Here is a 13,505-nt window from a genome sequence, read left to right on the forward strand (position 1 = left end):
GTCTTGACCGGGCTTTTTTATAATCAGGCTAGTTGAGCACTTAGTGCTGAATGCTCACCTTGGTGGTGAACGTGCCTTCGCTGGTGGTTACCCGCACCACGTAGACGCCGGTGGCAATCGAGCTGGTGTTCAGCTCCAGGCCGTTCTGCTGCATCCGAGCCGCTGGGATGGAAGCGGACCGCAGCACCGCTTTACCCAACAGGTCAACCAGGGTCACTTGCATGGGCACTGCGCTGTTGAGCTGCGTGCGCACGGTCAGCTTGTCCTGGGCCGGGTTCGGATAGGCTTCGAGTGTGTTGCTCACGACGTTGCCGTTCTTATTGGACAGGGCAATAACTTGGGCCCCGGGGGGCAGGTCGAAGCTCTGTACAATGCCCGTGACGCGGGGAGCCCCGTTTACCCGGTCGCCCTGAACGGCGCTGGCACCCATGCCGCGACGAGCAAACACGTTCCAAATCAGGGCAGCGTTGGCGGCCCGGTTGGTTACGGAGTCGGCGCGCAGCAGCGCGTCGCGGCCGTCGAGGAAGCCGGGGTTGCACACCTGCAGCTTGCAGCCGTCTAGCACCAGCTTAAGCATCCTGTTGTTGCCGCCGTTGGGGCTCAAGAAATCGGCATTGTAACCATACTTGTAAATGAACTGCCAGTTCAAATCCCACAGCACCGTAGCCCATACTTCACCCACGGAGTGGGTGGCGTCGTACTTGCCGGTGGAGGCGCCGGTTGCGTCGGTAGCGTTGCCCAGCTGGGCATACGTGTAGTTGTTCTTAGCAAAATCGGTGCTGTAGGGCTTGCGGCGGAAGCCGGGACCCACAGCGTAAGGCTGGCCATTGTCGTAGGTTGCCATGTAGCGATTGGTGCGGCCATCGTCGCCGGGGCGGGTGGTCATCCACAGCGCAAAGAAGTCGCTCCAGCCTTCGCCCATGGTTTGGTTGCCCGTCGCCGAGTTGAGGCAGCTGGAGTTTGCCGGGCCGCCGGTGAGGCGGTTCGAGATGCCGTGGCCTAACTCGTGCGATACTACTCCGTTGTCAAACGAGCCGTCGAAGTCGGGGCCAACGGTGGCGCAGCCCGTTGCTACGGCGTTATTTGCCAGTGCGGCTTTTAACCGTTCTCCATCGACCCCGCTAATGCCGATTGTAGGAATAGTAACGGTGGCATCCGTGCCTCCTGGAACCACTGGGATGGTGCCCGTAGGGTTTGAATCGTAAATAATGGCGCCGATAGCCCCGTTAAGCTGGGCAAATTTAACTTTATCGCTAAAGTTGTTGGTGGCAGGGGCAGTGCAACCACCGCGCTTAATCAGGGCTATTTTGCCCTGCATAGCGGCCGCGTTCACATAAGGTGTGGCGCAGGAGCTAATGCCGCCATCCGCCGATACGCCATCGTTGACAGCCACGATATCGCCGCATAAACCGTTGGGTAACGTCTGGATTATCGGCCCGAAGCTGGCACCAGCAAATTTGTAGTTGCCGGCAGCGCTGGCCGGGGCCGTAATGGCGAGGTTGTTTAACGCCGGGTTGTCGAACAGGTACATCTGCATCCGGCCGGGCCGGCCGTCCACCGGGGTCGAGAAGTTGGCGTTGTTGCGCCCGCTGCCGTCTTGCGACTCGGCCAGCACTTGGTCCTCGCCCGCGCCCAGGTTGGTAATGTTCTTGTACTGGAAGTTGCCCGATACTTCATCAAATCCCTTGCTCATCATCACGTCGTGGAGCATATTGTTCCAGTAGAACAAGTTCGTGATGCCCGCCGCCAGGTTGCCGGCATTGCGGGCGCCCAGGCTCTGGTTGAAGGGGAAGTCGAAGTCCAGCGTAGCGCCACCATCGGGGGAGTTGGTGGTGGAAGTGAGGCTTCCGTTGCCGCTCGCAGTAGTTGCGTTGTCATCGTAAGCGGCCACGTTGTTGCCGCGCGTCAGCTGCTTGCCGCTCGATAGCAGCGAGTAGGTGTCAGCAAAGAAGTTGCTGGGGGCTTTGCCTTCGCCTACCTGCCAGCCATAAGGCGAATACAGCGGGTTGGCCGAGCTAAACGGTACCACTACCCGGGGCGAGAGGTCGGGGCTTTCGAAAGGAACCGGAATAACGGTCATGCTATTGGCAGCCGATGTGCCCTTAGTGCCCAGCACCGAGCGCTTGGCATCGGCTGCAAGGGCCGCCACCGAAGTAGCCATTGGCTGGCGCTGCGGCTTCTTGCTTTCCAGCACGTGCTGCTGGAAAGAGGTGTGCTCACTCACCACGTAGTCGTTGCGGTCTACAGAGCGCCCGGTTTGGGCATCAATGCGGGCGTTCCAGTGGTGTTGCTGGTCGAGTTGGGCAATGGTTACGTTCCAAACCAGCACCAGCTTGTTGTCGACGCGCATATAGATCAGGCGCACCGGAATGTTCTCTTCCGAGATGCCGCCTTTGTTAAACACGATGCCGTCGGCGGCCCGGGCCTCCACCAGCCGCTGCAGCGCAACGGGGCGAGGCAGCTCCAGGCTCTTGGCCGCGGCCACCACGGCTTGCTCGGGCGTGAGCGTGGGCGTAGCTGAGGGAGCTACGGTTGCGGCACCCGGCAAAAAGTCCTGGTTGAAAAATACCACTTTGCCACTCCGGTCGGTATGCACCGCGCCGTTGGCGTTGAACACGGTCAGGCCATTTACCCGCTGCTGCAGGTAGGTATGCGTGAGGCCCGTGCTGGGGTCAAAATAGGAGCTGGTCACGTAGGGGTTGGCCACGTCGGCCGCGCTCAGGTGGCTTTGCCCTTTCGCCCTGGCCGAGAAAGAAGCCAGCGCTTCGGCCACTGGCGTGCCCTGTTGTGCTACCGCCAAACCAGGCATGGCCAGTGCAATGGCCAAGGCCAGCTTGCGGTAGCCCAAATTAGTAAGAATCAATGTCATATAAAGTGAAAAGTGAGAAAAAGGAGCATGAGGAACAGTCCTTTTGGCTATTGCCAGGAAAGACGGGAAGCGTGCGGAAAAAATTCCGATTATTCTATTGAGAAAATAATAGTCTTTGAGTTTAAAAATATTGGTACCGAAGCGCAGGCCTTTTAACTGTAGCATTCCTCCCTGGGAGAGCCCTGCCGGGAGTAGTCCCGGTGGGATTATGCAAAAGGGAAACACCTACAGTTGAAAGCTGAAAAGGCTTTGGTACCAATATTTTTAACAAGCAGGGTTGCTTTGCGGCAACCCGTGTTATTTCACAATGCTTACCCGGCTGGTCATTTGCTCGTCGCCGTTGCGCACCTGCAGGTAGTAGATGCCCGGAGCGAGGCTGCTCAGGTCGAGCTTGTTGTTGTAGTTGTCGCGGGCCGAACCAGTGTATACCTGCTGGCTGAGGGTGTTAGTCACCAGCACGCCAAGGCGGCCTTTGGCATTTGCCCCGTGAATTTCGAGGTCGAACAAGCCCGTGGTCGAAGGATTGGGGAACACGCTGATGGCCCGCAGCAGCGCCTCCGAATTGGCGGTGACGGCGGTGGCCGTAATGGCAATGTCGTCGATGTAGAGGTTGCCCTGGTTGGCTGCGCTCTTGATGTGGAAGCCCACGTATTGGATGCTGGCACCGGCCGGCAGCAGCGCTACCGCGGGGGTCGAGGCGCCGTTGGCCAGCGCATACGAGGTGTTGGTGATGGCCGCGTTCGTGTACAGCACATTGGTTTGGGCAGCCACGGTGGCAGCCGTGCCCGATGTCACTTCCAGGCTTTCAGTGAAGGTAGAAGGGCTGTTGGTGATGCCCTCGCCGCGGTAGCGGAATGCTACTTGGTAGCGCGAGGTGGCAGCCAGAGTTAGGGCTGGAGTGAAGAACCAGTCATCGGCAGCAACATTGTTCAAGGTAAACCCGCGGTAGCGAATGGTGTTAGCCCCCGAGTTGGGGTTCGTGTTTGTAACCGCCCAAGTAGCCCCGTCGTTGTTGGCGTTGAGGATGGTGTAGCCACAGGGAAGAGCTAGGCCAGCGGGCAGGTTGTCAAAGTTTTCGGTATAGGGGAAGGTGGCGACGGAGGTGACCGTGGCGCAAGGCGTGCCGACGTTAATCGGTCCCGTGAGCAGGCTAGTGCCGCCCGCGCTGCAGTTGGTGCGCACGTACACCTGGTAGTTGGTGCCGGGTTGCAAGCCCGTGAGGGTAAAGGGCGAGGCAGTAGCCGTAACGGTGGTGCCGCTGGTAGCCGGTTGGAAGCCCACCAAGCCGTAGATGAGCTGGTAGCTGCCGGTATTGCTGGCGTCGGCGAACGTTACAGTGGCTGTGGTGGGCGTTGAGCTTGTTACGGCCAAGGCGGTAGGGGGAGCGCAGTTGGGGGCTGGCGCCAGGCCCGCTTCAATGGCCAGTCGGCCCGCAGATGTCTGCGTCGTAAAGTCAGTCCAAGAAGTCGCACCATCTGCCGAAAAATAGAAAGTCGAAGCGCGGATGGGAGTTTCCGATTGCGTTGCAATGCCGATGCCAGTGGTGCCGGCTTCAACTACTCCTAAATAAAAAGCGTCCGTAACCTGCAAGGAGGGCAGCGCAACGGTTACCGTGCCGCTAGCAGCTGGGCGGTTCTGCGTGGGCGAGGTATAAAGCAACTTGCCGGGAAGGCCGCCTGAGCCGCTTGCGTCGTAGACAACGGCCTGGAAAGCCACGGTACTTGCTGGGTTAAGAGCAGCGAATGTGAGTACCTCCTCGGTGAGCACTACCGTGCCGGAAACGGCATACTTCACAGCAAAAGCTGTAGTCGAGTTGGCAAAACCGCTGAAGGCACCGTTGGTAGCTCTACCGGGCTCAATGTAGCTAAGGCGGTCGGAGGTGACAAGCTGGGAAACTGTGGAGGTATTATTGGAGGCAATGTCGTCGGCCGGCAGCGTCACGGTTACGCTATTGGTGCCCAGGGCCAGCGTGGCTGGCAGTGCCGTGAACGTAACCAAAGTTGAAGCGCCTGCCGCCAGCGAAGCCACGCGCTTGGTGTCGGTAAAAGTGTTGGCGCCGGATATGTTCAGGGTAACGTCCAAGTTGGTTTTAGCCGCGAGGCCCGTGTTGGTTATCACCGCTCGTACAGTCTGAGGCAAGGCTGCAGGAGTAGCAATTTTGCCCAAGGTATAGATGGCCCGTACCGCCGCGTCATTGTTGGGGGTCGGCGCGAAGCGGTAAGTACGGCCGGCATCGGCGGGGACGCTGCGACGGTAATTATGAGCCGAACTGCTATAGCTCCCGGTAATGAAAACGGTGGTTGACCACGCCGCCAGAGAACCCGGTTTATTGGCCAAAACCGTTTGACCAGCCCCGCTGCCCGCACCTTTAATGCCGACAGCGGCGAAACGGAAGTCCTCGGCTCCGGTAGTGGCAGCTACCGTTGGACCGTACACGAATTCAATAATATTGGTGCTTTCGTACAGCTTGGCCTGAAAGCTGAAATTGTCGTACTGCGCGGCTTTAGTGAGGGCTTTGTCCTTCACGTTCTTCCACTGAATGGTGCAAACTCTGCTGCCAGCAGTGCCGGTGGTGGACACCCGGTACTCCGCCGTGCCGGTGCCGCTCTGCAAATCCACGTTGAAAGGCGAGACGATGTTCACATCGGCCGCGTTGGTGCTGGTGAAAGGGTCGCCGGCAATGGTTACTTCCGTGCGATAATATAGGTTGGCAACTGAAGGGGCCGTTGCTCCCAACTTGATGAATCCGTTCGTATTCAGCACAAATTCGGTGAAAGCCGTGCCGTTGAACGTGAATGTGAACCCGATGGGCTGCGCTGCAGAGTTGGCGTCGTCTGTGTTGGCCGTGGCAATGGCCGTGCCTGTGGCAGCCAGGTCGGTGTAGGTACCCGCTACGTTGGTGGCAGTTGCGGGGGCATAGTTCAGCGTTTGCGCTTGCGCAGCCACAGCCGCTCCGCTCAGTAGCAGGGCCACCAAGCCTAGCTTTTGGAAACTACCAGCCTTGAATACCTGATTGTAGGAGTTTGTCATGAAAAACGAAAAGATGAAAAGAAGAAAGCACTAATAGTCGGTGCTTTTGCCATTAAGTTGAATTCCGACCAGAACATTGGACTTGCAATATCTCGATTTTTTAACAAAAGAATGGGCGTTAGAGCAAGTATTATCTGTGCTAAATGGCTATAGGATTGATATAGATAATTCAATCTGCAGCTTTACATTACAGCGCCGCTTGCTAAGAGGTTCTTTGTGCGCTCTTGTTAGAAAGGTTATTCAATAAAAGTGCTGCTATAGCATTTTTTGGATTAAGAGTTATCTCATGAAGAGAAGTTGGGCCTAAGAGGAGCATTGTCACTCGAACCGGTTTTAATTATCGGTTTTGTCATAAACACCCGTAGCGGGCAGAAGCTGTATTATGGTTGGCGATAGCTGGCTAAAATCATAAACTCCCCGTTTCCATGCTGAGCAGCTCGGTGAGCTCATTAGCATGGAAACGGGGAGTTCTGCTAGCCGTTTTATATAATGCTTATTACTAGTCGACTACTTGCATGGCGGTGTTGCCAGTCTGGTGTTCTTACTTGCCAAGTACCTCGTTGAGTACGCCCGCCAAGCGGATACCGGCTTTGAGAATCTGCTGTTGTACGGACGGGCCGAAGGCGGGATAAAATTGGTAGTCGAGCTTCGGGTTGGTAGCGGCCGCGGCGTAAAGGGGCGTGCACAGCTGGTAAGACTCAAACAGCCACGTGGCCACGTCATCTTTCTGCCACTGCTTGATTTGGGCAGCGGTAGCTTGGTCGTAGGCCATGGCCATTTCCGAGTAAGTGAAGCCAGGGTATTCCACTAGGTCGCCGTCCAGGATGCTGTGCAGGTTCGTGTCGCGGCCACGCCAGCTCACCTGAATGCTGTTGCCGCCCCGGTCTTCGCCGCGGCCCACGTGCAGGGGTTGGTGCACATCACCCACTAGGTGAACCAGAAATTTCAAAGCAAATAGCCGTTCAGCGGCTGTCTTCTTGTGGTCTTTCAGGTCCCGACGCACCTGCAGCAAGGCTGTATAGGCATTGGCTGGCGGTGTGGCCGGAGTGGCGGTGAGCTGCGCCGTGAAAGCCGGAAAATCGAGGCCGGGCACTACGTTGAGGTAGTGCCAGGGTCCCGTTTCCTTGTACTGCGGGTCTGAGCGAATCTCGTCGGGCCACGTGCTCACCAGCGGCAGTGTTTCGGTGCCCAGAATGCGGGCTACTTCGCGCTTGGCCGACGAGGAGAGGTGGTTTTCGGCAATTTTAGCTACGGCCCGGTGGCCAATGGTGCCCCAGGCAAACACGCTAATGGGCGCGCAAAAACAAACGAGCAGGGCAATACATCTTCTGAGCATGAGGAGGCAATGAGGGAGGAGCGAACGACTTTCCAATAAGTTCGGCCTGCTACCCAAAAGCAGGGCCACAAAGCTAGGGCTCCCGGGCCCTGGCTGCCTCCGATGCGTGGACTTGTTTGCGGCAGGCCCACAAAATGATTGCAAGGGTGGTGGTTTGCCAGCGTAAATTTGGCTGCTCATGTACCCCTATCCAGTGGGTGACCCCGTGCCCGTATGCAGTTGGACGCTATTCTAGACTTGCCCGAGCTATTTATTGGCTACGATACAGAAAATGGTTGGCTATATGTGGACTGGAAAGGAGAGCATAACCAGCTCTCTTCACAGGCGGCCTGCGAGTTGATGCTAGACTGCCTGCGGGCAATGCCCTGCCCCAAAATCCTGAACGACAACTCCAACATTACTCACATCAATATGCAGCTCACGCAGTGGGGCGTGCGCTGGGTAGAACAAATGCGGCTGGCCGGCCTGCAGTACATTGCCTGGGTGCTGCCCCAGAACCTGCTGGCCCGCCAATCCGTCGAGAGTACTGTGCATGCCATTGAAGCTCCCCGGGTAGGCACCTTCGACGACGTCGCTTCGGCCTACGTCTGGCTACAGCAACAGCAGGTGGCGCTGAGCACGTACTCTAAACAGCAAACAGTAAGGCGCCGTCTGGAGTAGGAATAATAGTTGCCACTCATCGCGCCGCATGTATACAAACCCTGTCATCGACGAGAACTTTCCGGACCCCACCATCATCCACGCGTCCGACGGGTGGTACTATGCCTACGGTACTCAAACCAAGCGTGCCGGCCGCATCATCAACCTTCAGGTAGCGCGCTCTCAGGATTTAATCAGCTGGGAGCACCTGGGCGAGGGGCTGCCCCACAAGCCGGCCTGGGCCACCGATAGCCAGAAAATATGGGCGCCGCACGTGAGCGAGCACCAAGGACGTTATTTCCTGTATTACTCTGCCCGGCCCAATGGTGCCGACTACCTTAGCTTGGCCGTGGCCGTGGCCGAGGCTCCCGCCGGGCCATTCGTAGACAGTGGCCGCCCACTGCTCCCGGGTCCAGGGTTCACCTGTATCGACCCCATGGCCTTCGACGACCCCACCACCGGCCAGCGGCTGCTGTATTGGGGCTCGGGGTTTGGCCCCATCTGGGTGCGCGAGCTGGCTGATGACCGGTTGCACTTCCGGCCAGGCACCGAGGCGCAGCCCATTATGTACCCCAGCGTATCCGACGACCCGGACGACTACCACCGCCTGGTAGAGGCTGCCTGGGTACACTACCGTCAGGGGTGGTACTTCCTGTTCTTTTCGGGCGACAACTGCTGTGGCGCCAAAGCTCACTACGCCGTGCTGGTCGCCCGTGCCCGGCACGCTACCGGCCCCTTCGAAACCTATGCCGCCGCCACGGCCAACCCCCACGCCGCCCTGCTGGCGGCCAACTCCCACTGGCAGGCCCCGGGCCACAACTGCGTGGTAACCGACGCCGCGGGCCAGGACTGGCTGGCATACCACGCCATCGACCCCCGGCAGCTTACCTTCGACGCCATCGACGACTCGGAGGGCTATTCACGCCGCATCTTGCTGCTCGACAAGCTGGAGTATGCCGATGGCTGGCCCGTGGTGGTAGCCGGCTCGCCCTCGCGGCAACCAATGCCCGCCCCCGCGGACAAACTGTGAGCGGACAAACTGTGAGTTGCTTGCCCAGAAACACCCTTCCGCCCAGCCCGCTGCCAGGTGCAGTCTTGGAAATCAAGGCCCGGGTGCCAAAAGTTGTTTTCAATCAAGCCAATGGCTGCCTGTTTTCCGTACCTTCGGCAGCCCGCGTTTTATTTCCTTTTCTATGCAGATGGCGTTATCGCTCTTTCGTTTTCTTGGCCAACGGCTGGGAGTGTTTTCGGTCTTAGGGTTGCTTGCGGCTGAACCGGTGCTGGCGCAGGTGCCCCTGCCCGAATCCCAATGCCTCATGCTACCCTTGGAGCCTGCCCGCCGCGCGCAGCAGTCGGGGCTGGTGGTGGAAGCCCAGGTGTTGGATGCGCAAAGCTTTTGGGACGCTGGCCACGCCCGGCTGTTCACTAGGCACCACCTGCGGGTGTTCTCGCTGCTTAAAGGCCAGGTAGCCGACACCACTGGGCTGGTGCTAATCACTGAAGGTGGCCGCTTGGGCCTCGACCAGCAGATACTCAGCAATACCCTGCGGCTGGCTCCTGGCCAGATGGGCGTATTCTTTTTGGCCCGGGCCCCGTGGGCCGGCCTGCCCTTGGCCGGAGGCCGCAGCTGGACGCCCTACGGCAGCGAGCAGGGCTTCATTGAATACGACCTGACCGAGCGCACCGCCTCCGAGCCTTTCCGCACTTATCCAACAATCGATGCAGCTTTCTACCGGGAGGTAAGCCGGTTCACGGGCCAGGCGCGGCGAGTGCTGCAAGCCAGCCCCGCCGACGTAGTTGCTGCACCTCTGCAGCGTGGCACGTTGGCCCCTGTCGTTAACAACTTCACGCCTCAAACCCTGCCCGCGGGCGCCGAAGCTGTCCTTACCATCAACGGCGACGGGTTTGGCAGCAGCCGCGGCAATGGGTTTGTCGAATTCCGCAATGCCGACGACGGGGGCGCTACCCGTGTAAAGGCTCGCGAGCGGGACTACGTTTCCTGGACCAACACGCGCATTCAAGTGCGGGTACCTTCTTCGGCCAATGGTGGCCAGCCGGCCAGCAACGGACATCCTGCCGGCTCCGGCACTGTGCGCGTCACCACCAACGACCAACAATCTGGCGAGAGCTCGGGTTCGGTTACCATCAACTATGCCCTCACCAATGTGGAAAGTACCGACGGTGCCTATCTGCAGCGGCCCAACCACATTGCCCTCAATAGCACCGGGGGCATCACGTTTCGGTTCAGCCCCAATTTCACAGCCAACGCCGCCGCCGTTGCGGCCAAGCAGCGTGCCATTGCCACGTGGCGCTGCCAAACGGGCATCAACTGGGAAGTAGGCCCCACGTTTACCTCCAATGCCATTGCCGACGATAACCAGAACGTGATAGCTTTTGACGTGGGTACCCAGTTGCCCGACCGCGTGCTTGGCCGCACCACCAGCTACTACCGCGGCTGCTTGATAGGCAACGGCGAGGTAGTATTTTGGGTAAAAGAAATTGACATGCAGTACGACGATGCTGCTGTGTTTCAATTTGGGCCTGCGCCGCCGTTGGGGGCGCTCAATCAAATTGATTTCGAAACCGTGGCCGTGCACGAACTGGGCCACGCCCAGCAGCTCAGCCACCTTATTTTGCCCGGCGCCGTGATGCATTACGCCATTGGCCGTGGCCAAAACACCCGGTCACTCAACCCAGCCAGCGACGTGGTAGGCGGCCGGCAAGTACTGCGGATGCGCAGCTTCAAAAGCTTTAGCTGCACCGGAGGCACCCCGCTGCCGCCCATGCTGCCGGCACCACTCACCAGCTTTAGCGCCCGGTCCGAGCGCGGGGCTGGCGTTATCGTGTCGTGGGCTACCAGCGACGAGTGCTTCGTGACCAATTTTGTCGTAGAGCGCAGCGTGAGCGGCGACACCACCGCCTGGACGCGGGTTGGCACAGTTGCTACCCGGCCGCCATCAAACACCTATCAGTTTTTCGATGCCCAAGTGCCCGCAGGTTTGTTTTACTACCGCCTGCGCCTAACCCGGCCCGATGGCTCGCTCGATAGCGTGACGCCCGTGGTGCTCACTACCGAAGGCGGTAATCCCACCGTTTCCATCTTCCCAAACCCCGCCACCGCCACCGACAAAAGCCTGAAGCTGCAATACCCCGCCGCCATGGAAGGAGCAGTCGTTTTTCGCTTTTATGATGCCGTGGGCCGCCGGGTGCTTACCCAAAGCCTGGCCACTATAGCTGGCCTGAATGTGCTTGAATTGCCAATTGGCAGCCTGATTCCGGGCCTGTACATACTCAACTGGCAGGACACCCACGGCACCAGCGGCAGTGGCAAATTTGTGCGGCTGTAGCGCGTCGTCTCCGGAGCTAATCAGTTCCGGAAATCGACATTCACAGGCTGCGGACGGCTGGGGTGGCCGCCACCGCAGCCGCCGGGGCTATCCTGTAGCTGGCCAGCTGGGCTTCGTCCAAGTTGCCATTCAACCACTCGTCTTCAATGTTAGCGCCTAGCTTCTTGTAGAAGGCGATGGCGGGCTCGTTCCAGTCCAGCACCTGCCACTTCATGCGCACAGCGCCGGTAGCGCGGGCCTCGGCCACCACGGCATCGAACAGGAGGCGGCCAAAGCCGCCGCGGCGGGCAGCCTCGGTTACCACCAAGTCTTCTAGGTACAACATGCGGCCCTTCCAAGTCGAGTACGCGGTATAGAACAAGGCCAAGCCAATGATTTCGGACGCGTGATTCTCAAGCACGAAAAAGCTGAAGATGGGGGAGGGGCCAAACCCGTCCCGCTGCATGGCCGCCAGAGTATTAGTTACGGCATCGGGAGCACGCTCGTATTCGGCCAGTTCCTGAATAAGGGCTAGTACCTGCGGCAAGTCAGTTTCTGCCCCGCGGCGCAACACAATATTGTTTTCCATAAACAAAAAATGTGCTGACCAAGCAGCACCAAAAGAAATTAGGCCGCCACCGCCTCAGCAGCAACGGCCCAACCTGTAAACCTGAATACGTTCAATAAACCGCGAATTACATTTGCGGCTGCATCCTCTTAATGTCTTCGGTTGCATTCACTGAATTTAGCTCCCGGTACGCTTCGGGCTGCTTGGCACCGGCAGTGGTGTCGGGGGCAGCGGGCAGGGGAGGCAGCTTGGTGGTTACAAGGTCTTCGTTGGTATCACCCGTCGAAGGACCGCACGAAGGCAGCGTGAAGGCAATCAGAGCGGCGGCCAGCAGGCCAGGGAAGAGCGTTTTTTTCATGTGTGGGAAAACGATTATGGGCGCAAGTTACGCACGGAGACCGGGTTGCGATACGCAGAATTGTACTCTTTCCTACGAAGCCCTCTGCATTGCAGTTGAGCCATTTGGTAAATAAGAGCCTAGCACGGACTATTCCAGAACCGTAAACCACGGCACACCCAAGCGCCCTGGCATTAGCGCAATGGTAACTTTTTGGCCCTCCTGCACCTGCTGGTAGTAATCGCGGCTCACCTGCACATCCTCGGCTGTGGCAACCGGGCCCCAGGCCGTCACATTCAGATAGTAGCTGGTGTGCTTGCCCGATGAGTAATGCTTGCCCAGCACCTGCGGCGTGTAGGTTGTCACTTCCCCTTCGTCGTATACTGCATTCACAACGGAAGTGGCCCCGTAGCCATAAATCAGCGCCAGAAACAAGATGGTAAAGCCTACGCTCAGCGCCGATTTGCGGCGAAACAAAAAAATGCGGCTTCCTATAGCCAGCATTAAAGCGGCACCCGTAGTAGTGGCGCCCACTAGCGGCCATAGTGGCTCATAGCTCACCAATTCGTAATCGAATAGTGCCCGCATCATCAAGCCAAAGACTGGACCCACGAGGGCGTATAGCACCGAAGGATAACCCGTATTCTTTTGCTCATCGATGCGCAGCGTGGTTGAAGAAAGACAAACCACAACTGTCACTGCTACCGGAAATAAGATACTCGCACCAATCGCCCATTGGTAGGGTTGCGGGTAAAAAATGGCCCACGCGCCCGCCACAACTCCAGCAACATTAAGCACGCGCGCTTTCGTCTTAGCCTGAGCCAAAGCTTCGGCCCGTTCCTCGGGAGTGCGGCCCAGGTCGTGGTCTTCCAGAAGCAAATCCGTCGCCTGCTCGGTCTCTACCTGGTCGAGGTCGGGGTACCGGTCGGCTAGCCACAGTTGAATTTCCTCGTACCGCTCGGTGGTGTAGCCGATTTTGAGGGTCGGCTTCTGTTTATCATGTGGGTAGATATGGGTATACTTATCATCGGTTCGATAACCGCTGATTTCACCCAGCGCCAGTGTATTGGTTTTGAACACTCCTACCTGACTTACGGCTTCGCCCTGAATTATGAGCCGGTCTTTAATCGTTTCTACCAAACCATACATCAGGAGTGCCGCCAAACCCAGTCCGAGCACCCCGAACCCTACTGCTAAGCCTAACGATGGGTTTTTGCCTCGCATGAGTAGGAATGGCAACGCTAGGAAAAGGACTATTAGCGGTGGCATCAGCAGGTATATAAAGATGCGATAGCCTTTGGCCGTGCGGTATTCTTGGGTTGTGGTATCCAGCGAAGGAGCCAGCATTGGATTGGAGGAAGACGTAGGAGTAAGAAATGTTGGCCTGCGGAGACAAAGCC

Annotated in this window: 9 protein-coding genes; 3 read left to right on the top strand and 6 right to left on the bottom strand. The window is 58.3% G+C overall.

The genetic code is table 11. The annotated features are described in order from the left end of the window. Positions 1–40: 40 nt before the first annotated feature. The 3 genes from ACP7AJ_RS16315 to ACP7AJ_RS16325 form a co-directional block, all read right to left on the bottom strand. Positions 41–2,869: a M36 family metallopeptidase gene (locus ACP7AJ_RS16315; protein WP_426061279.1), complete on the bottom strand. Its 2,829-nt coding sequence runs from the start codon at positions 2,867–2,869 to the stop codon at positions 41–43. Positions 2,870–3,166: 297 nt separating this feature from the next. Continuing rightward, positions 3,167–5,899 carry a T9SS type A sorting domain-containing protein gene (locus ACP7AJ_RS16320; RefSeq protein ID WP_426061280.1) on the bottom strand — a complete coding sequence of 911 codons (2,733 nt, stop codon included), beginning with the start codon at positions 5,897–5,899 and terminating at the stop codon, positions 3,167–3,169. A 541-nt stretch (positions 5,900–6,440) separates the two neighbouring features. Then, the gene (locus tag ACP7AJ_RS16325) at positions 6,441–7,235 is read right to left on the bottom strand and encodes a S1/P1 nuclease (RefSeq protein WP_426061281.1); all 795 of its coding nucleotides are present in this window, start codon (positions 7,233–7,235) and stop codon (positions 6,441–6,443) included. 213 nt (positions 7,236–7,448) lie between these two features. Between ACP7AJ_RS16325 and ACP7AJ_RS16330 the strand changes: the two genes are divergently transcribed. The 3 genes from ACP7AJ_RS16330 to ACP7AJ_RS16340 all read left to right on the top strand — a co-directional run bounded on the left by ACP7AJ_RS16330 (position 7,449) and on the right by ACP7AJ_RS16340 (position 11,221). Beyond that, positions 7,449–7,895 (top strand): hypothetical protein, encoded by a 447-nt coding sequence (locus ACP7AJ_RS16330; RefSeq protein ID WP_426061282.1) that lies wholly within the window; start codon positions 7,449–7,451, stop codon positions 7,893–7,895. A 28-nt stretch (positions 7,896–7,923) separates the two neighbouring features. Continuing rightward, positions 7,924–8,904 (top strand): glycoside hydrolase family 43 protein, encoded by a 981-nt coding sequence (locus ACP7AJ_RS16335; RefSeq protein ID WP_426061283.1) that lies wholly within the window; start codon positions 7,924–7,926, stop codon positions 8,902–8,904. A 169-nt stretch (positions 8,905–9,073) separates the two neighbouring features. After that, positions 9,074–11,221, top strand: coding sequence for an IPT/TIG domain-containing protein (locus ACP7AJ_RS16340; protein WP_426061284.1), 2,148 nt, complete (start codon positions 9,074–9,076; stop codon positions 11,219–11,221). A 40-nt stretch (positions 11,222–11,261) separates the two neighbouring features. Here ACP7AJ_RS16340 and ACP7AJ_RS16345 read toward each other — a convergent pair whose 3' ends face one another. From ACP7AJ_RS16345 to ACP7AJ_RS16355, 3 genes are all read right to left on the bottom strand, one after another. Then, positions 11,262–11,789, bottom strand: a complete 528-nt coding sequence (locus ACP7AJ_RS16345; protein ID WP_426061285.1) for a GNAT family N-acetyltransferase — start codon at positions 11,787–11,789, stop codon at positions 11,262–11,264. 106 nt (positions 11,790–11,895) lie between these two features. Next, entirely contained in the window at positions 11,896–12,126 is a 231-nt protein-coding gene (locus tag ACP7AJ_RS16350; RefSeq protein WP_426061286.1) for a hypothetical protein, read from the bottom strand. Between the two features lie 129 nt (positions 12,127–12,255). Next, positions 12,256–13,452 (bottom strand): hypothetical protein, encoded by a 1,197-nt coding sequence (locus ACP7AJ_RS16355; protein ID WP_426061287.1) that lies wholly within the window; start codon positions 13,450–13,452, stop codon positions 12,256–12,258. Between the last annotated feature and the right edge of the window lie 53 nt (positions 13,453–13,505).

This window comes from Hymenobacter sp. B1770 (genome assembly GCF_049896385.1).
Taxonomy (GTDB): Bacteria; Bacteroidota; Bacteroidia; order Cytophagales; family Hymenobacteraceae; genus Hymenobacter.

Coding starts and splice junctions, on each gene's coding strand:
- ACP7AJ_RS16340 (WP_426061284.1), top strand. CDS start 9,074: ATGGCGTTATCGCTCTTTCGTTTTCTTGGCCAACGGCTGGGAGTGTTT.
- ACP7AJ_RS16320 (WP_426061280.1), bottom strand. CDS start 5,899: ATGACAAACTCCTACAATCAGGTATTCAAGGCTGGTAGTTTCCAAAAG.
- ACP7AJ_RS16345 (WP_426061285.1), bottom strand. CDS start 11,789: ATGGAAAACAATATTGTGTTGCGCCGCGGGGCAGAAACTGACTTGCCG.
- ACP7AJ_RS16350 (WP_426061286.1), bottom strand. CDS start 12,126: ATGAAAAAAACGCTCTTCCCTGGCCTGCTGGCCGCCGCTCTGATTGCC.
- ACP7AJ_RS16355 (WP_426061287.1), bottom strand. CDS start 13,452: ATGCTGGCTCCTTCGCTGGATACCACAACCCAAGAATACCGCACGGCC.
- ACP7AJ_RS16330 (WP_426061282.1), top strand. CDS start 7,449: ATGCAGTTGGACGCTATTCTAGACTTGCCCGAGCTATTTATTGGCTAC.
- ACP7AJ_RS16335 (WP_426061283.1), top strand. CDS start 7,924: ATGTATACAAACCCTGTCATCGACGAGAACTTTCCGGACCCCACCATC.
- ACP7AJ_RS16315 (WP_426061279.1), bottom strand. CDS start 2,869: ATGACATTGATTCTTACTAATTTGGGCTACCGCAAGCTGGCCTTGGCC.
- ACP7AJ_RS16325 (WP_426061281.1), bottom strand. CDS start 7,235: ATGCTCAGAAGATGTATTGCCCTGCTCGTTTGTTTTTGCGCGCCCATT.